We start from the raw sequence: 18,489 nt of genomic DNA, 5'->3' as shown, positions 1-18,489 counted from the left end.
CGCCGGCCCGGTGCCTTGGAACTATACCCATCCTTTTGATTTGGGCACCATGTTATCCCCAGTCAAACTCGCTTTGAACAGACTCTCCGATTTCCCGGGGCTCTTGACGATCGAGGGCGGATGTCCGACAGCGCCGCCTCCGATCCGCTACCCGCAAGCCGCTGCTCTCTGATAAGAGGCAGCTATCCGGGGCATCAAGCGGGCGGTCCCGGCAGCGGCGCGCGGGCGATTGGCGCTCCAACGCTGACTACTGAGATTTGGGGGTTGGAAATTTCATGGCGACTGAACAATCGCAGGGGGACGCCGGCGCCGTGGCGCACGGCGGGCATGACTCGCAATCCGCGCTGGGGAGCCGCGTGCCGGGGCTCAACAGCAGGACGCTCGTCGCAGGGCGCGGAATCTACGTCGGCGACCTCACGCTCCCGGGCATGCTGCACATGGCTCTCGTGCGCAGCATCTATGCTCACGCGCTGATCAAGTCGATCGACACGCGTGCGGCCGAGGCCACCGCCGGAGTTGTCTGCGTGGTCACCGGCGAGGAGATTCGCCGCAACACCAAGCCGATTCCCCAGCCCTACAACAAGGCGGGAATCGGCGTGCGCGCCTATGACTGGTACCCGCTCGCCCATGACAAGGTGCGCTACGTGGGCGAAGCCGTCGCCGTCGTCGTCGCCGAGGACAAGTACACCGCGCGCAAGGCCGCGGAACTGGTCGAGGTCGAGTACGAGGAGTTGCCGGTGGTCGCCGACGCCGAGCGCGGGATGGCTCCTGGAGCCCCGCTCATCGAGCCGTCATGGGGCACCAACCTGGTCATGGAGCGGGTAACAGATGCCGGCGACGTCGCGGGAGCGTTCGCCGCGGCCGACGGCGTGATCAAAGGAACGATTTCGACGCAGCGCTACATGGCCGCGCCGATGGAGCCGCGCGGCTACGTCGCCAGCTACGAGACCTTTCGCGATCAGCTCACGGTCTGGGCCTCGACCCAAGCTCCGCATCCGCTGCGCACTTTCATCGCGCACATCATCGGAATGGAAGAGAGCCGTATCCGCGTGATCCAGCCCAACGTCGGCGGCGCTTTCGGCTCCAAGATTCCGACCTACCAGGAGGAGCCGCTCACCGCCTATCTCGCGCGCAAGCTCGGACGGCCGGTCAAATGGATCGAGGAGCGCAGCGAAAACCTGCTCACCGGCGGTCACGCGCGCGAGCAGAAGGTCCACTTCGAGGCCGCCTACAAGCGCGACGGCCAGGTCACCGGGCTCAAGGTCAAGATTGTCGCCGACGTCGGCGCGCCCGCCGCGCTCGCCGGATGGGAGATGAGCCTTGTAACGACTTTTTGTATCCCGACCGTCTACAAGGTTCCCAACTGTCATGTCGAACTTTACCCGGTGGTCACCAACAAATGTCCGTGGAACGCCTATCGCGGCTTCGGCAAGGAGACCGCTTCGTTCCTGATGGACCGGGTGATGGACGGCGTCGCGAAGGAGACCGGGCTCGACCGCGTTGCTGTGCGGATGCGCAATTTCATCCAGCCTGAAGAGTTTCCCTATCAGCAGGCAAGCGGGGTGATTCTCGATAGCGGCAATTACCCGGGCGCGATGCGCAAGCTGCTCGACCTCGTCGGCTACGCGGATTTTCCCAAGCTGCAGGCCGAGGCGCTGCGCGAGGGCCGGCGGATCGGTCTCGGGCTTGGCCAGGAGCTCGTCGCCGAGGGCTGCTCGCTGCCGACCTCGCTGTTGGTCGCGGGCTACGACGGCGCCACGGTGCGCGTCAATCCCTCCGGGCAGGTGACGGTGCTGACGGGCGTGACCTCGCCCGGCAGCGGGAACGAAACCGCGATGGCGCAGGTGGCCGCCGATACGCTCGGCGTCGATGTGAGCGCGGTGCGCGTCGTCCAGGGCGACACGGAGCTGTGCCCATGGGGGCTTGGTAACTACAGCTCGCGCGCGGTGATCATGGGCGGCTCCGCCACGTTCGTTGCGGCCAGCGAGATCAGGGAGAAGATTTTCAAAGTCGCGGGCCACATGCTCGAGGTTCTGCCCGCCGACTTGCAGTGCAAGGGCGGAAAAATCTTTCCCAAAGATGCGCCCGCGCGGTTCGTCTCGTTCAACGAGGTCGTTAACACGATCTATAGCGACACTTTCGGAATCCACGCCAAGGAGATCGAACCCGGACTTGAGGCGACACGCTACTTCCGCCATCCCAACATCTACCAGGAAGGCGATCCGCAGGGGCGTACCTCGGCCTATCCGTCATGGCCGAACGCGGTGGTCGGCGCGATCGTCGAAGTCGATCCCGCAAGCGGCAGGCTCCAGCTGCTACGGGTCTGCATGATTCACGACAGCGGCGTCGTGGTGAATCCGATGCTCGCCGAGGGCAACGTGCACGGCGGTATCGCGCAAGGCATCGGCGGTGCGATCTACGAGCATCTGGTTTACGACGAGAACGGCCAGTTCAAAACCGGCACCTTCATGGACTACACGCTGCCGACCGCGGTGGAGATTCCGCCGCTCGAATTGGGGCATCAGGAGACGCGTTCGCCGTTCACGCCGCTCGGCACCAAGGGCGTGGGCGAATCCGGCGTGGCGGCCATCCTCGGCGCGATCTGCAGCGCGGTCGAGAACGCCTTGCCCGAACTCGATTTGCGGCTGCTCGAGATGCCGCTTTCGCCCGAGCGTCTGTTTGGCGCGATCCGGTCGGCGCCGAAACGTTCGGTCAACGGAGGAGGAGGTGCGGCGCGATGATCACCCAGGAATTCGAGTTTCACTCACCTGACAAACTCGAGGACGCGCTGGCCCTGCTCGCCGACGGCGACGGCGACGTCAAGCTGCTCTCGGGCGGGATGAGCCTGATGCCGATGATGGCGCTGGGGCTCGTGCGTCCGCGCCTCGTGCTGAGCCTCAGCCGTATCGACGGCCGCCGCTACGTGCGCGAAGATCGTGACGCGCTGCGGATTGGCGCCGGCACGCACCATCATGAAATCCAGCGCGACTCGCTCGTCGCGCGCCACTGCGCGGTGCTGGCCGAGGCGGCCGCCTTCATCGGCGACGTCCAGGTGCGCAATCGCGGCACTATCGGAGGCAGCCTCGCCCATGCCGATCCGGCGGCGGATTACAGCCCCGTGCTGACCGCGGCCGGCGCGCGCATGATCCTGCGCAGCAAAAAGGGCGAGCGCGAGGTCGCCGCGGACAAATTCTTTACGAACCTGATGGAGACGGCGCTGGGGCCCGAGGAGATCCTGGTCGAGGTCGTGGTGCCCAAGCTCGGCGCGGCGCGCGGCGCCTATACGCGGCTCCATCGCGTCGAAGGCAATTTCGCGATCGTCAACGTCGCGGCGATCGTGAGCGACAAGGGCGCGCGAATCGCAATCGGCGGCGTCGGCCCGACGCCCGTCGCGCTCGACGTGAGCGCGGAACTGGCGCGCGGCGCCGGCGCCGACGCGATCGAGGCCGTCGCGCGGCGCGTCCGCGCCGCCTGCATCGATCCGCCCGCGGACCTCAACGCGAGCGCCGAATACCGCCGCGAGATGGCCGCGCTCTTCGCCGGCCGCGCGCTGTCGATCGCTGCGGGGCGCGCGCCCTCGCAGCAGACGCCCGAGGCCGGCAGAAGAACCGCGCCGGCCGCGCCGGCGCCGCGCAAAACCGCCGCCGGAGCGATCGGCGGAGCGCTTCGCACCGCGGTCGCGATCTCGGTAAACGGGCAGCAGCGGCGCGTCGAGGCGGACAACCGGATGGTCCTGGCCGACCTTTTGCGCGAGGTGATCGGGCTTACCGGCACGCATATCGGCTGCGGCACCGGAAGCTGCGGTGCGTGCACGGTGATGCTCGACGGGTGCACGGTCAAAAGCTGCTCCGTCTTGGCCGCCGACCTTGATGGATGTTCCGTCGAGACGATCGAGTCGCTGGCCTCGGACATCCATCATCTGCATCCGCTGCAGGAGTCGTTCGTGCGCAACCACGGCCAGCAATGCGGTTACTGCACGCCCGGGATGGTGATGTCGGCGCTGCAACTGCTGCGTGACAATCCGAATCCGGACGAGGCGGCGATCCGGCACGGGCTTTCCGGCAACCTGTGCCGATGCACCGGCTACCAGTTCATCGTCAACTCGATTTCCGATGCGGCGCGCTCGCTCGCCGGCGCCAAGCCTTAGCTGCGGACGTGCGATATCTGCGCGGCTCTTCAGCCGCGCGGCTGGGGCGCCCCGGCGCCCTGGCCGTTTGCGTGCACGCCGCCCGTGAACACGTCCATCGGGACGAGCGGCGGCCGGCGGCTGCGCTTGAGCTCGTCGAGCTCGGCCTGGACTTTGGCTTCGGCGTTGCGGCGGCGAATCTCCTCGAGCTTTTGATCGATCTCGGCGCCATGAAGTTCGCGATTCACGCCTGAGCGCGTGAGCATCTGCTGAATCGACTCGCGCACCTCCTGCAACGCGCGCAGGTCTTCATCGTAGGCAAGCCCTTCGAGCGCCCGCTCGACGCGTATGCGCGCCTGCGCGTTGCGCAGCCGCGCGAGCATCCTGACCTTCTCGGTCTTGAGCTTGTCGATTTCGCTCTTGAAGCCGGCGAGATTTTTCTTTGCGTCCTCGACCTCCAGGGTGAGCTGCGCGAACTCCTCCTTGACCCGCTCGCAGTCGGCTTCGATCTCGTGCTTGCGGCGGATAAGAATCAGCGCGCACTGATCCTCGTTGAGATCGGCGGCTTGCCCAGCCTGCTCCGCGACCTCGGCCAGTTCGGCGGACTTTTCCGCGAGCTCGCGCTCGAGCTTGTTGCGCATGTAGATCGCGCCGGCAGCCGCGGTCTTGAGCTGCTGATAGCGCCGGATGCGGTCCGAGATCGCGGCCTCGTAAACTGCCTCGGGGTCGTGCGTTTCGCGCGCCTTGAGCCAGCGGCTGAATTTTCCACCGATGAGGCTTTTCAATCTTGAAATGAACATCGCCAGTTCCTCCTTTTTGTGCGCGCGCCGCGTCGTCTCCCCGGGCCGATTAGAGCCAGCGCTGGACGCGGCGCTTGTAGTCGAGGTACCGCTCGCCGAACAGGCGTTCCATCGTCGCCTCTTCATGCGGGATCAACATCCGGTCGATCGCCAGGTAAAAGAGCACGGGCGCGAGCAGCATCGCGGGCGAACCGAAGAACAGCGCGAAGCCGAGCAGCGCCGCCGCAAGACCGAGGTACATCGGGTTGCGCGTGAAAGTATAGGGTCCCTCGGTGATGAACGCCGTCGGCTCTCCGTGCGGATTTTTCGTGGTCGCACGCGCAGCGAAGAGCGCGGCTGCGTACGATGAAAGCCCGACGCCCGCGGCGACCGTCAGCAAGCCCAGCAACTCATGCGGATGGACGAACCGATGACGGCCCCCGCCGAGTAGATGCAGCAGGAGCAACCCTGCGAGCAATAGTCCGGCGAGCGCCGGAGGGGAAATCCTGAGCGCGCTGCCGTCTTCGTGGGGATTGAAATCCGTTGTCTCGCTCATGTCTGCCTCCAAGGCGCAAGCGCGGGATTGCTCCATCGCGCAAGCGCGAGATCGCGTCATCGCGCAGGCGCGAGTCCGGTTCGGATCGCCTTCATTCGTCCTTTAGTCCGAGGTCGTCGACCGTGATTCCGAGCTCGCGCATCTTTTGCTGAAAGTTCTGCCGGTACATCCCGGCCCGCTCGGCGGCGCGCGAGATATTGCCGCCGCTCGCCCTGAGCGCGTTGATAAAAAAATCGCGCTCCCACTGACTGACGAATTTTTCCTTGGCCTCGCGGAACCTGACCTCGCCGGCGCCGCCGGCCGCCGCCGTCGCTTCGGCGGACGGCGCCACGCTCTCGCCGTCGCCGTCAGGAGCGGGAGGGGTGTCGTCGTCCGCGGCGGCGCCGAGCAGTTCGGCTGGCGTGATCTCGTTTGCCGCGGACAGGATCACCGCTTGTTCGATCGCCGCCTTGAGCGAGCGCACGTTGCCGCGCCAGGGGTTTTCGACGCAGGCCCTCATCGCCTCGGGAGCGAGCGTTTTGCGTGGCGCGCCGAACTGTTTGCACGCTTCGTCGAGAAAGTGCAGCGCCATCGGCGCGATATCGGCGCGCCGCTCGCGTAGCGGCGGAATGCGGACTTCGACCACCTTGATCCGGTAGTAGAGGTCCTCGCGAAACCGCCCATCGGCGGCCATCGCTTCGAGGTTCTGGTTGGTGGCTGCGACGATGCGGACGTCGGCGACCAGCGGCTCGTTGCCGCCGATCCGTTCGAAGCGCTTTTCCTGGATGACGCGCAGCAGCTTGGCTTGGGTCTCGAGGCTCATGTCGCCGATTTCGTCGAGGAACAGGGTGCCGCCCTCGGCCGCCTCGAACTTGCCCTCGCGCCGCGCGATCGCGCCGGTAAAGGCGCCCTTTTCATGGCCGAAGAGTTCGCTTTCGACGAGTTCGCGGGCGAACGCGGCGCAATTGACCGGCACGAACGGCCCGCTCGCACGCGGGCTGCGGTTGTGGATCGCGCGCGCGACCAGTTCCTTGCCGGTGCCGGACTCGCCGCGGACCAGGACGGTGACGTCGGTCGGCGCGACCTTTTCGATCGTCTCGAACACCCGCATCATCGCGGGCGACTGGCCGATCATGCCGGCAAAGCGTCCGCTCTCGAGATTCACCTGCTCGACGAGCCGGTTATAGGCGCGCCTCAGCAGCTGCTTCTCCATCACGTTGCCGACTTTGATCCGCAGCTCGTCGTTGTCGAACGGTTTGGGCAGGTAATCTTCCGCGCCGGCCTTCATCGCTTCGACCGCGATGCGCTGCGTTCCGTATGCCGTGATCATCAGCACCGCGCATCGGGGATCCAGCTGGCGCACACTGCGCATCAGGTCAAGTCCGCTCATCCCCTGCAGGCTGAGGTCGGTGATTATCACGTCGAAGGGTCCGGCCTTGACCCTGGCCAGCGCCTCCTCGCCCGACTCCGCGGTTTCGACTTCGTAGCCCTCCTTGCCGAAGAGCCCCTTTAGCGCGACCAGGATGCCGCGTTCGTCGTCGACAACCAGGAGACGCCCCTTCATCGCCGCTCCCCGGTTCCCGCCTGCTGCGGTTTCAAATCCGCGGGCGCCTGCGATGCGCCGGCGGCGGGCGCGATGCGGTTGTCGCCGTCTGGATCGGATCGATCCCGTTCGTCTTGATCCTGCGGACCGGCAAGGCCGGCTTGATCGCGGGCGCGCGCCGCGTCGGCGAGCGGAATCGAGAGCCGGAATTCGGTGCCGGTTCCGGGTTTGCTCTGGACCTCGATTCGGCCGCTATGGGCGTCCATCACTTTCTTGGCGATACCCATCCCAAGTCCGGTGCCGTTTTTCTTGGTGGTGTAGAACGGATTGAAGATCTTCGCGAGCCGGTCCTCCGCGATTCCGCATCCGTTGTCGCGAATTACCACGGTGGCCGCGCCCGGATGCAGGCTCACGATTCCGAATTCGAGCCGGCGCTCGCCCGGGTTCGATTCCATCGCGTCTATCGCGTTGTCGATCACGTTGGTGAAGACCTGGCGCAGCTTGTCGGCGTCGGCGCGGACGATTGGTCCTCCGATATAGCTGCGCGATACGCTGACTTTGTTCGCTTCGAGCTTGGCGCGCATCTCGGTGAGCGCGGCATCGAGCACCGACGCCAGCCCGACGCTTTCGAAGCTGTAGTCGGTTTCCTTGGCGTACTTGAGCAGATGGGAGACGCTGCGCTCGACCCGCTCGAGTTCGTCGAGCGCGACCCTCGCGTACTCGACGTTTTCGTTCGAAGTCGGATCCTCGCCCATCTGCTGCACCAGGCTCTTCGCCGCGGCGATCGGATTGCGGATCTCGTGGGCGAAGCTCGCGGTGAGCTCGTCGAGAGAGGCTTGCTTTTCGGTGCGCAGGACTTCTTTCTCGCGTGTGACCTCGCGCTGCACCTCGCGCTGGACGGCGGGCTCGAACACGCGCTCGTGAATCCAGCGCCATCCATAGACGGCGCCAAAGTGGCTCGCGAGCCCGATACCCCATCCGAGCGCCGGGAAAACCCACCATTCGAACCCGGGGCTGACGGCAAGATTGAGGATGAGGAGCGATCCGATGACGATCCCGTACCACATCAGGTGAACGTAAAAGCCGGCCTCGCGCGCGGCACGCCGACGAGCGCGTTCGTAGGCCTTGCGTTCCTCGTCGCTATCGCGTTGCGGCTCGCGATCCGATCCCGACGCCGCCTCGGTCAGGCGTGATTGCGGGGCTGCCGTCGCGCCGGCGGACCGGGACGCGCCGGCAGATCCAGATGCGCCGCCGCGGAGCCTCTCGGCCTCGCGGCGCAGCTTTGTCTCGGCCATCTCGATCGTGTCAGCGACCTTGTGTCCGACGTCCGCGGCCTGATGACGTGTGTCCGCGGCCCACCGCTCCCAGTCCTGCCAGTGGCGACTCCACTTTTCCCACTTGTCGTTTCCGCCGCGGCCACCCTTGGCCGTCGCGTCCGCGTGCGATTGCATCCGGTCCCATCGGCGCGACCATTTGTCGCACCTTCCGGTGCCGAGCCGCCGGTATCTGTTTCGCTGGATCACGGCGAAGATGATGATTGCTACGATTAGAAAGCCCATAGCTTCAGGCCCGCTTTGGGGCGCGTCCGCGATGCGCGCCGTCGCCCCGCCAAAGCTTATTCTTCATGCTCCCGAATGAGGAGCAAGCATGATGCCGCCGCGGACGGCGGCAAAAATGCCGCAAAACCGTGATGGTTTGCTGAACTCCTCGCACATCCGGCGCGCCACCGCATCTCTTTCAATGCATGTCGCGGGCTGCATCGCGAGATTCCCGCCGGCGGCCCCAAGCGGCGAAGCTTTGTCGGGATGCTCTTGCGATGTATCCGGCGAATGCGCTCGGATATTCTCGTTCGCAACCTCATGCCAGAGCGGAGTTAACTCGTGCTTCGAGCAATCAGGATTGGCGCGCTCGCGGTCGTCGCAGCGATCGTCGGGGTGCTGATGGCCGGCGGCGGCGCGCGCGCCGAATCGGTTTACTCTTTCGCGACGACGCCCGGCCGGTTGCCCAAAAACGTCGTGCCGACGCACTACGCGATCGATCTGAGGCCCGATCTAGCCAGCCGCGCGGTTCCCGGTTCCGAGGTCGTGGATATCAAGGTCCTTGCGGCGACGGACCGCGTGGTCCTCAATGCGGTCGACATGGTTCTTCATTCGGCGTCGCTCCAAGGCGAGCCCGGGCAGGTGGCGGCGATTACGCCCGATCCCAAGACGCAAACCGTGACGCTGCTCTTTCCCCACAAGCTTGCGACCGGACCGCACAAGCTCGCCATCGCATTCACCGGCCGTATCAACCGTTTCGGCCGCGGCCTTTTTTCGGTCGATTATCCGACCGCACACGGGCAAAAGCGGATGATCGCGACCGAACTCGAGCCGGCCGACGCCAGGCGCGTCTTCCCATGCTGGGACGAGCCCGCCTTCAAGGCAAGCTTCGAGCCGTCGGTGACCGTGGCACAAAACGCGCTCGCGGTGTCGAACATGCCGATCGCTCACGAACAGCCGGCGGGCGGCGGCCTTAAACGCGTCTCGTTCGGCGCGACGCCCAGGATGTCAACCTACCTGTTCGTGCTGGTGGCGGGCGACCTCGAACGGCTGACCGGCGACGCCAACGGAGTCACGGTGGGAGTGGTCACGGCTGCGGGCAAACGCGAGCAGGGGCGTTACGCGCTAAAGAGCGCGATCGATGTCCTCGGCTATTACAACGATTACTTCGGGGTCAAATATCCGCTGCCCAAGCTCGACCTCATCGCGGTTCCCGGCAGCGTCGGCGGCGCGATGGAGAACTGGGGCGGCATTGTCTTCAACGAAAGCCTTCTTCTGTTCGATCCTTCCTCGAGTCCCGACGCGCATCGCCGCAACATCTTCGACGTTCTCGCGCACGAGATGGCGCATCAGTGGTTCGGCGATTTGGTCACGATGGCCTGGTGGAACGATCTGTGGCTGAACGAGGGCTTCGCAAGCTGGATGCAGAACAAGGCCGCCGACAGGCTCCATCCGGAGTGGAAAACCTGGCTCAACAGCGGCAGCGCGAAGCAGATCGCGATGGACGTGGACGCGCGCCCCACGGCGCATCCGATTCAACAGCCGGTCGCCGACGAGAGCGAAGCGCAATCGGTCTTCGACAGCATCACGTACGGCAAGAGCCAGGCCTTTCTGCGCGAGCTTGAGAACTACCTGGGCGCGGACAAATTCCGCAACGGCATCCGGCGCTACATGGCCGCCCATGCCAACAGCAACGCGACCACGGCGGATCTGTGGCTTGTGCTTTCGCGCGCCTCGGGCAGGCAGGTCGCAGCGATCGCAACAACCTATACCGAGCAGCCAGGGGTGCCGCTCGTCGTGAGCAACGCAAGTTGCGCGGGCGGCCAGCAGCGGCTCGCGCTCGAACAGGAACGCTTTTTCATCCGTCCAATCAAAGCGCGCGAGCAGCTCTGGGAGATCCCGATCGCATTCGGGTTGCCGGGCGCGAAGGAGCCGACCGGAGCCGTCCTGATGCGGGCAAGGACGATGGAGGTCGCAGCCGGGCGATGCGGCGAACCGATCAAACTGAATTTCGGAGACGTCGGTTACTATCGGACGCTATACGATCCCGCCAGTGAAGCCGCGCTCGCGAAATCGATCGAGAAGATGGGTCCGGCCGACCGCGTGAGCATGCTCGCGGACAACTGGGCGCTGCTCCAGGCCGGCCGCGCGAACGCTCAGAGCTACTTTCGGCTGGTCGACGCGGTGGCGAACGATCGCAATCGCGCGGTGTGGGAGCGAGTGACCGGCGCGATCGGCCGTATCGACGACCTTGAGCGCGGCTTGCCGGGCAGGCTCGCCTTTCAGGCGTATGCGCGAGCGCAGCTGCGGCCGGCCTTTGCGCGGCTCGGATGGGACCGCGCGGTGGGCGAGTCCGAAGACGATACGATCCTGCGCGCGAGGTTGATCGGAGAATTAGGCGCCTTGGGTGACGGCGCGGTGCTGGCCGAGGCGAAGCGGAGATTCGCGGCGTTCGTGAAGAACCCGGGATCGCTCGACGTGAATCTGCGCGGCCCGGTGATCTTCCTTGCCGGCCGCGGGGGCGATCGTGCGACCTACGACGAGCTGAGAGCGCTCGGCCGCAAAGCGACCGGCACGGAAGAGCGCGTCCGCTATTACATCGCGCTCGCGTCGGCGGTCAATCCCAAACTTGCCAAGGATGCGCTGGCGATCACGCTCACCGACGAGGTCCCGCCGGACCTGGCCAACGGGATCATCCTGACGGTGGCGGCGGGCGAGCATTCGGAACTCGCACTCGCGTTCGTCAAGGCCAATTTCGAAGCGCTGGCGGCCCGGCGCGGACCTACTTTCCGCGCGTTCTTCATGTCCTCGCTGATGACCAACTTTGCCGACCGCGCGCACGCCGACGAACTCGCGAATTTCGCGCCGGTGCACGAGACCGCGGGCGGACGAATCGCGGCGGCGCGCGCCGAGGAAGAGATACTCGAGGCGGCGGATTTCCGCGCGCACCGCATCCCGGAGGTGGACGGGTGGGTGAAGCAGCATCCGGCGCCGTCGTAGATTCGCTCCTTAGGCTTGCGTTTGAATCACGGCAGCATGGTGCATCATAAGTAAGGTCAGGCGCGTCGCCGAATCGGCGGAAACAGCGGCGGGGAACATCGATGGCTGAGCAAACCATGTACGGGCCGGTCGCGACCCATCTGCGATTCGAGAACGAGCACGTGCGCGTGTGGGAGATGGATCTCGCGCCCGGCGAGATTTGCGGGTTGCATCGCCACACCCTGGACTACGTTTTGTACATAATCGAAGGCGGCAGGATCGTGGTGGAGTCGCCCGGGATGACCTCGAACCGCTTTCCGGGGCAAACCACCTACGAGCTTGAGGTCGGCGGGCGGGCGATCTCGTACGTACCGGCGGGCGGCGCGGAAAGCGCGCGCAACTTGGGCCGCGCAGGCCGCTTTCGCGAAGCGCTCTTCGAGATTCTTCGTCCACTCCCGGCCGGTGTCACCAATCCGACCTTCGCTTTGACCGAGGCCGCGGTCGGCCGGCCGCCGGAACGGGGAGAGGCGATGCTGCTCGAGAATAGCCGAATACGGGCGCTGGAACTGACGCTTGAGCCGGGCGACGAAGCCCGGCCGCGCGCCTGTCCACGCGACGCCGCGGTCTTCGTGATCGAAGGCGGCCGGGTGCGACAGCGGGAAGTGCGCGACGGCCGAGAGCGCCTGCAGGAAGTCGACCTTGCCTCGAGCGCCGTGGTCTGGCAACCGGGCGGATGCGAGCGCGAACTAACTAATCTGGGGTCGCGCCAGTATCGCGAGCTCCGCGTCGAGTTCCGCTGAGTTGCCGGTGAGTTCCAGATGGACCGGTGGAAATTTTGCTCGCGCTCAACCGCGCATCTTGATGAAATGCGCCCAGTGCGGATCGCCGTTGGCGACCAGATCGGCGATTCCGCGCAGGGCCATGGAGGCGGTCCTGCGCAGCGCTTCATTCTCCGTTGGCGCGGCGGACTTCACGCCCGGCATGTTCCTGCATTCGGCCGTCCATGTTCCGTCCGATCCGCGCTCGGATCCAAGCTCGATTACGAAGTCGGCAGTATAGTTAATCCCGCCCACAGTGCTACCTGCAGGCGCCCACTCAGGGAGCGGCCGCGGCTCGGGCAGCAGAAGATCCTTCGCGGTAATGATACCGATGAGCTTGCCGCCGGCGACGACGGGGAGCGCACCGATCCGATGATTGGCAAGCGTTGCCGCGGCGCGCTCGAGGGTGGCCGTGGGCGCGATCACCACCGGAGTCTCCGTCATCACCGCCCGGACGGCAACCGAGTCCAATGATTCGCTTTGAGCCCGCATGTCGAATTGGCTCAGGACGCCGATCAGATTTCCGTCCTCGATAACGGGCAGACGTCTAAAGTTCCCCGCTTTCATCTTTTCCGCCGCGGCTGCCAGCGTTTCGTCGGGACCCACCGTAACCGGATTTTTCGTCATTCGCTGACTGACCTGCATCTCTATATCCTCGTCAAGCGGTTAAGGTTTTCTCTTCAGGTAACGGGCGGCCACCACGGACCGGGCACCGTCGGGCATCCGCTATTGGGGCACAGGATCACCTTCAAGGGTGCAGTCCCCTGTTGGCCCGGATTCGTCGGTATGCCGCACCAAGGGACCGGCGGAATGACAGTGGCCGTTATCGTGGCGTCGTTTCCGGAGACGCCGGTCACATACATCATGATGAAATCGAGTACGGGTACCTGCGACTTTCCACCTTTGGTCGCCTCGGTGTAATCGACCAGCGGAACGAGGACGACCTGGGGATCGCCTGGCGAGATGGTTGCGGGCACCGTGCTATTCGGTACGCGTCCGTTCATTCGATCCGCAAAGCCCTGTTTCGTCGGACCCACGATGTTTCCGCTCTCTGTCGATACCGTGTCACCGGCGCTTAGCATTCCCTGATAACCGGTCGCCATATTCTCTCTGTAAACGGAGCCACCATTTCCGCCGAGCGCCAACGGCTCCCAATTGCCTGGAATTCCGGTAACGCTATCGTCGGACTTGAGCTGGATAACGGTCCCTGCGCTGGGGTTCTTGGCGTTGGCGAGATAAACGTTGCCACAGGTGGAGTCGCCACTGCCGGGCGATGCCATACCGTAGCAACCAGCGCCGGTGCAGCCTTCCTGACAGGGCAAGCCGAGAGGCGCGATTCTGCATCCCGCCGACGTCGGGAGCACGCCAGCCCTCGCCATCGCGGCGACCGGGCCTGAGGTGCGGCCGGCGAAGCGCAGGAAGTAATACGCCACCTCGCGCCGGATGCTGACCGTTACCGACCGGCCGTCGCTGGCAGGAGTTACGATGATTGGGTCATTGACGTTTGCCGCGCAGCTCGGTCCGCCCATCGGACATACTCCCTGCGGTTGAATGCCCGCGCCGTTATAGCATGCGTAAAGCTCCGCGCACGCGACCGCGTTCGCACTGACCGTCGCCGATGGAGGCGATCCGTTGAGTTGACTGGCGCCAGCCAGCGCGCCGGCATCAGCGGCCTTCTGCAGCAACATCAGTGGTAGTAGTGAAGCGAGAAATCGTATCCAAGCCCGAGCACGGCGAGGAGCACCGGCAAGGCGAGCAGGATGATGACCGCCGTCTGAGAGCGTTTATTGCGCGGGCGCATGTTTGTTGGCCTCCTTTGGGGGGCTGCTCGGTTCGCTTATTATCGCATCGTTTATGCCAACAAAAATTGTCTAAAAGTTATTGAATTCCAAAAATCGAGGTGTAGCCGCTGGGTACACTCGCTGGCGCGATTCGGCTCAGGAGACAGGCGGTAAATGCGAAAAAATGACCTTCGGGCGGCGGGTCGAAATAATCTAGATCTCTATTCGCGGATCAGCCGGTCATGGCGCTCGGGCGCTGGATGTCCACCAGATGCTGGGCCACCCAATCGAACGGTTCTTTAACCGTTAACGCGCAGGCGTCTGAGAAAATGATTCGGGAGCCTTGGAGGCCATTGTCGGCTTCGAGCACCTGACAGACGCGTTCGCTGTTGACCAGAACCGCCTGATTCGTGGTTTGTTCAGTAAGTTTGAGCCACATAGTCAAATTCCAGGCGATTGCGTCCGCGTATTCTTCATCCGCAACACCGTGCATGGCCTATGCCAAGGGTTCGCTCTTGCGACGCTTGATTCTCTGTACTACAGCCAAACTCGGGCCAGCGGGTTTCCAATCTCCATTTTCCACGGAGCAAGATGATATGGGCGACATGAACAACGGACACGGAACGAATGACGGCGGTCTGCTCGCGGGACTCCGCGTGATCGACTGCGGCACCTACGTCGCCGGCCCCGCCGCCGCGACCATCATGTCGGATTTCGGCGCCGAGGTGATAAAGATCGAGCGTCCCGGCGGCGGCGATCTGTGGCGCCTTTTTTCCAAACTCCCCGGTACGGCCAAATCCGACCTCGACTGGTGCTGGGTGCTCACCAGCCGCAACAAAAAGAGCGTCGCGTTGGATCTCGGACGGCCCGAGGGGCGCGAGGCCCTCATTCGTCTGGTGGGCACTGCCGACATCTTCCTCACGAACTACCAGAGGACGCTGCTCGAGAAATTCCGTCTGACCTGGGAAGATCTCTCGGCGGTCAACGAGCGCCTCATCTATGCGCATCTCACCGGCTATGGCGACGCCGGTGAGGACGCGGATGACCCGGCGTTCGACGCTCTCGCCTACTGGGCGCGCTCGGGCTTGATGATGACGGTTACGGGGGTCGACGGCTCACCCAGCGGACCGCGGCCCGGGATGGGCGATCATCCGACCGCGATGTCGCTGTTCGGCGCGATCATGCTGGGGCTATACCGGCGTGAGCGCACCGGGCGCGGATCGAGGGTCAGCACCTCGCTTATAGCGAGCGGAGCATGGGCCAACGCGTGCGACCTCCAGGCCAAGCTTCTGAAAGCGAAATTTCCGGAACGCGGCCAGGGCAAGCATCCGCCGAACCCGCTCACCGCAGCCTATATTAGCCGCGACGGCAAGCTCTTTCTTCTCGTTCTGATCGATCCCGACAATGAGTTCCCGCGCCTTTGCCGCGCCTTTGGCCAGCCGGAACTGGCGAGCGGAGAATTGTTCGCGACCAACGCCGATCGCGACCGCAACGCTGCTGCGCTGTACGCCATCCTGCAGTCCGAGTTCGAATCGCGCGATCTCGCGCAGTGGCGAGCCATCTTCAAGCGCAACGACATCAAGTGGGCGCCGATACCCAAGCTCGACGAGGTGGTGGAGGATCGGCAGATGCGCGCCGCACAGGCGTTCATCAAGATGGACTATCCCGGGGCCGGCGTCGTCGAGACGGTGAACAGCCCGCTTTTCGTCTCCGGCGTGGAGAAGCGAAAGCCGACGGCGGCGGCGGAAGTCGGCGCTCATACGCGCGAAGTGTTGGCCGAACTCGGCTACAGCGCCGACGCGATCGAGGCGATCGTGCACGGCACGGCTTCGCGCTGACCCAACGTTGCGATGCGCCGAAGCGGTTTTTGCGCCGTCACCGTTACGCTCGCGGGCGCGAGTGAGTTATGATGTGGACAGATTTTCGTGAATCGAGGAACGTAAAGGCTAAGCAAAAGCACAGCGATTCCTTCGTACAAGGTCGCTAAAGGAGCGGAAGAGACAAGATGCATTTCATGTGGTTTACGGAACGGGCGTACCATTACGATCCCGAGGTCGACCGGGCCAAGTATGACGCGCTGGAGAACCAGATCGTCGGATTGCGCAGCTTCTTCAACACCCCCAATCGCTTCTTCGAGCGCGAGCACGGAGCCCACCTGCTCAATCAGTATCTCGACGAGAAGATCTATACGGACGCCGAACTGATGAGTTTCGACGGCGTGATGCTCAACGAGCATCATGGCACGCCGTTTTGTCTCGGCGCCGTGATGGACGTCGAAGCCGCGATCCTGGCCAAGACCACCAAGCGGCTGAAGATGGTCCTGCTCGGCAATCCGGTCGCCACGGTCGCAAATCCACTGCGCCTGGCCGAAGAGCTTGCGATGATCGATCTCATCTCGGGAGGCCGCCTGGTTTCCGGATGGGTGCGCGGCGCGGGCTCGGAGCAGTTCGCCAACAATACCAACCCGGCGCTCAACCGTGAGCTGTTCGAGGAAGGCGTCGAGTTCATCGTCAAGGCGTGGACCACGCCAGGCCCGTTCCGCTACGAGGGCAAGCACTTCAACTTCCGCAACGTGAATCCGTGGGTGCTTCCGCTCCAGCGGCCGCATCCGCCATTCTGGATTCCCGGCCTCGTCAGTCCCGACACGGCCTTCTGGTGCGCGCGCAAGCGCTATCCCTACGTCGCCCTGGCCACGAGGCTGCAGCCGACGGTCGAGCTTTGGGATTTCTATGCCAAGGCGGCGGCACAGGAGGGCTATCAGGCGGGGCCGGAGAATTTCGGCTACCTGCAGCCGGTCGTGGTCGCGGATACGCAGGAGCGGGCGGAGGAATTGGGCAAGCGAATCCTGTTCGGCGGAGCGTTTGCGCATTTCGCGCGTCCGGAATGGATGTTCCCGCCCGGGTACAATTCAAAAGCCGCAACCAAGCGCCTCGCCGAAGTCAATTTCGGCGCCAACGCCGCCGCACAATCGCCGTACGGCGAAGGCGGTCACGACGAGACGGCGGAGCAGATCGCGGCCGTCAAGAAGCATATATACGACGGCTATCCGGCGGTGCTCAAAGACTACGTGATGATCGCGGGCACGCCGGACAACGTGATTCCCAAGCTCAACAAGGTCCTCGACGTTCTGCGTCCCGGGATCTTTTCGTTCTGGCTTGACGGGCCGGTCCCGGCCAAGGACCGGATCCGATCCTTGCAGCTGCTGAACAGCGAGGTGATTCCTGCCATGCGCGAGCATGGCAAGGCGCTCGGACTAGTCGATCCGTTCACGCGCGCTCCAGGCTCGCGCCTGTTGCGCGCCGGGGTTTCCCCCGAGCCGGTCAGCGATGTCGACGCGCTTGCGTCGATATCGGCCTGACGCGAAACCGACGCTAATACCCTGGGCCGGACCGGCATCCGGTCCGGCCCAGGTTCAATCGCCGGGCCGCGCCCCTGCCGGCCATAATCCTCAAAACCATCCAAACATAGCTCGGCTCGCGCGGGATTCCGCCTGTTGACGGCAGAAGCAAATCGGTCTAAACGGGCATAAGGAAAGCAAACTTTTCGGCGAGGTTCCGCTTATGAGCTCTATCGAAGAGGTGGTGGCTGGGCGTCCTCCTACCGGCTGGCTGATCGGCTGGAAAACCTTATTTGTCGGATGCGGCCTTCTTATGGCCTGCAATCTTTTTCTTTGGGTTTGGGACTACAATTTTGCCTTCACGGCGGGGCTCGATTCCTCCAGCCGCGCCTTCGCAGTTCACTACCGCACCCTGTTTTGGGGCGAGCTTCTGAGCATCGGAGCCTTCGCCGGCCTGTGGTACGGATGGCTGGTGCGCACCGGTCGCGGTCTTCTCGGCGAAACCGCGGTCGCGCCAGCCGAAGAGATTCGCCGCGTCGTCATCCTGTGGGGACTTATCGGAGCGACCAGCCTTTCGATCTACATCGAGGCGAGCTTCTGGCCCAACTGGGACGGGGCATGGCATCAGACAATGGTCCGCGACACGGCGCTGACCCCGACCCACATCCCGATGTTCTACTTCTTTTTCCCGATGTCGGTGGTGCTCGCCTTGGGCGCGTATCTGTACGGGCGGTTTCGGCTTCCGGCGGTTTATGGAGCCGAGAAGGGGTTTCCGTGGTCCTTCTTTCTGCTGATCGCGGCGGCGGTGCTCGAATTCGTCGAGGTCGCGTTCAACGAGTGGGGTCACAGCCTCTGGATGTCGGAAGAGTTTTTCTCGGTGCCCTTCCACTGGCCTTTCGTTATCTACGGATGGCTGGCGGGCGGGATGTTCGCGGTCTGGGGCGAAACCATCCTCTACCTCTACCAGATTGAAAAGAGAGCCCGCGCGGTGGAGGAGTTCCCCACCCATACGGCTGCCGCCGGCGGTTGAGGGGCGCGCGACGGCTCTGATCG

Annotated in this window: 14 protein-coding genes; 7 read left to right on the top strand and 7 right to left on the bottom strand. The window is 64.3% G+C overall.

Going from position 1 to position 18,489, the window contains the following annotated elements:
* The first annotated feature begins 275 nt into the window (after positions 1-275).
* Together VMI09_00200 and VMI09_00195 are read left to right on the top strand one after the other, a co-directional pair.
* The gene (locus VMI09_00200) at positions 276-2,741 is read left to right on the top strand and encodes a xanthine dehydrogenase family protein molybdopterin-binding subunit (GenBank protein ID HTQ23089.1); all 2,466 of its coding nucleotides are present in this window, start codon (positions 276-278) and stop codon (positions 2,739-2,741) included.
* Positions 2,738-4,147, top strand: coding sequence for an FAD binding domain-containing protein (locus VMI09_00195; GenBank protein ID HTQ23088.1), 1,410 nt, complete (start codon positions 2,738-2,740; stop codon positions 4,145-4,147). Before VMI09_00200 ends, VMI09_00195 begins: the two co-directional genes overlap by 4 nt.
* A gap of 29 nt (positions 4,148-4,176) precedes the next feature.
* Here VMI09_00195 and VMI09_00190 read toward each other — a convergent pair whose 3' ends face one another.
* The 4 genes from VMI09_00190 to VMI09_00175 form a co-directional block, all read right to left on the bottom strand.
* Complete coding sequence (locus tag VMI09_00190; protein HTQ23087.1) at positions 4,177-4,926, bottom strand: PspA/IM30 family protein; 750 nt, start codon at positions 4,924-4,926, stop codon at positions 4,177-4,179.
* Between the two features lie 49 nt (positions 4,927-4,975).
* Positions 4,976-5,461, bottom strand: coding sequence for an isoprenylcysteine carboxylmethyltransferase family protein (locus VMI09_00185; protein HTQ23086.1), 486 nt, complete (start codon positions 5,459-5,461; stop codon positions 4,976-4,978).
* Positions 5,462-5,552: 91 nt separating this feature from the next.
* Entirely contained in the window at positions 5,553-7,004 is a 1,452-nt protein-coding gene (locus VMI09_00180) for a sigma-54 dependent transcriptional regulator (protein ID HTQ23085.1), read from the bottom strand.
* The gene (locus tag VMI09_00175) at positions 7,001-8,434 is read right to left on the bottom strand and encodes a HAMP domain-containing sensor histidine kinase (protein HTQ23084.1); all 1,434 of its coding nucleotides are present in this window, start codon (positions 8,432-8,434) and stop codon (positions 7,001-7,003) included. Before VMI09_00175 ends, VMI09_00180 begins: the two co-directional genes overlap by 4 nt.
* A 429-nt stretch (positions 8,435-8,863) precedes the next feature.
* Here VMI09_00175 and VMI09_00170 point away from each other — a divergent pair, with 429 nt between their 5' ends.
* Together VMI09_00170 and VMI09_00165 are read left to right on the top strand one after the other, a co-directional pair.
* Positions 8,864-11,521, top strand: coding sequence for a M1 family metallopeptidase (locus VMI09_00170; GenBank protein ID HTQ23083.1), 2,658 nt, complete (start codon positions 8,864-8,866; stop codon positions 11,519-11,521).
* A 101-nt stretch (positions 11,522-11,622) separates the two neighbouring features.
* Positions 11,623-12,300: a hypothetical protein gene (locus VMI09_00165; GenBank protein ID HTQ23082.1), complete on the top strand. Its 678-nt coding sequence runs from the start codon at positions 11,623-11,625 to the stop codon at positions 12,298-12,300.
* A gap of 45 nt (positions 12,301-12,345) precedes the next feature.
* Here VMI09_00165 and VMI09_00160 read toward each other — a convergent pair whose 3' ends face one another.
* From VMI09_00160 to VMI09_00150, 3 genes are all read right to left on the bottom strand, one after another.
* Positions 12,346-12,963, bottom strand: coding sequence for a CBS domain-containing protein (locus tag VMI09_00160; protein HTQ23081.1), 618 nt, complete (start codon positions 12,961-12,963; stop codon positions 12,346-12,348).
* A gap of 35 nt (positions 12,964-12,998) precedes the next feature.
* Positions 12,999-13,847 carry a hypothetical protein gene (locus tag VMI09_00155; GenBank protein HTQ23080.1) on the bottom strand — a complete coding sequence of 283 codons (849 nt, stop codon included), beginning with the start codon at positions 13,845-13,847 and terminating at the stop codon, positions 12,999-13,001.
* 484 nt (positions 13,848-14,331) lie between these two features.
* The gene (locus VMI09_00150) at positions 14,332-14,592 is read right to left on the bottom strand and encodes a hypothetical protein (protein ID HTQ23079.1); all 261 of its coding nucleotides are present in this window, start codon (positions 14,590-14,592) and stop codon (positions 14,332-14,334) included.
* A 103-nt stretch (positions 14,593-14,695) separates the two neighbouring features.
* Here VMI09_00150 and VMI09_00145 point away from each other — a divergent pair, with 103 nt between their 5' ends.
* The 3 genes from VMI09_00145 to VMI09_00135 all read left to right on the top strand — a co-directional run bounded on the left by VMI09_00145 (position 14,696) and on the right by VMI09_00135 (position 18,466).
* A complete protein-coding gene (locus VMI09_00145) occupies positions 14,696-15,937 on the top strand; it encodes a CaiB/BaiF CoA-transferase family protein (GenBank protein ID HTQ23078.1) in 1,242 nt (413 codons plus the stop codon).
* Between the two features lie 167 nt (positions 15,938-16,104).
* Positions 16,105-17,457, top strand: a complete 1,353-nt coding sequence (locus tag VMI09_00140; protein HTQ23077.1) for an LLM class flavin-dependent oxidoreductase — start codon at positions 16,105-16,107, stop codon at positions 17,455-17,457.
* Positions 17,458-17,659: 202 nt separating this feature from the next.
* Positions 17,660-18,466 carry a methane monooxygenase/ammonia monooxygenase subunit C gene (locus VMI09_00135; protein ID HTQ23076.1) on the top strand — a complete coding sequence of 269 codons (807 nt, stop codon included), beginning with the start codon at positions 17,660-17,662 and terminating at the stop codon, positions 18,464-18,466.
* The last annotated feature ends 23 nt before the right edge of the window (positions 18,467-18,489 follow it).

This window comes from Candidatus Binataceae bacterium (genome assembly GCA_035500095.1).
Lineage (GTDB): Bacteria > Desulfobacterota > Binatia > Binatales > Binataceae > JAKAVN01.
Note: the sequence above shows the minus strand (reverse complement) of the source record. Positions and strands in the feature narration are given on the sequence as shown.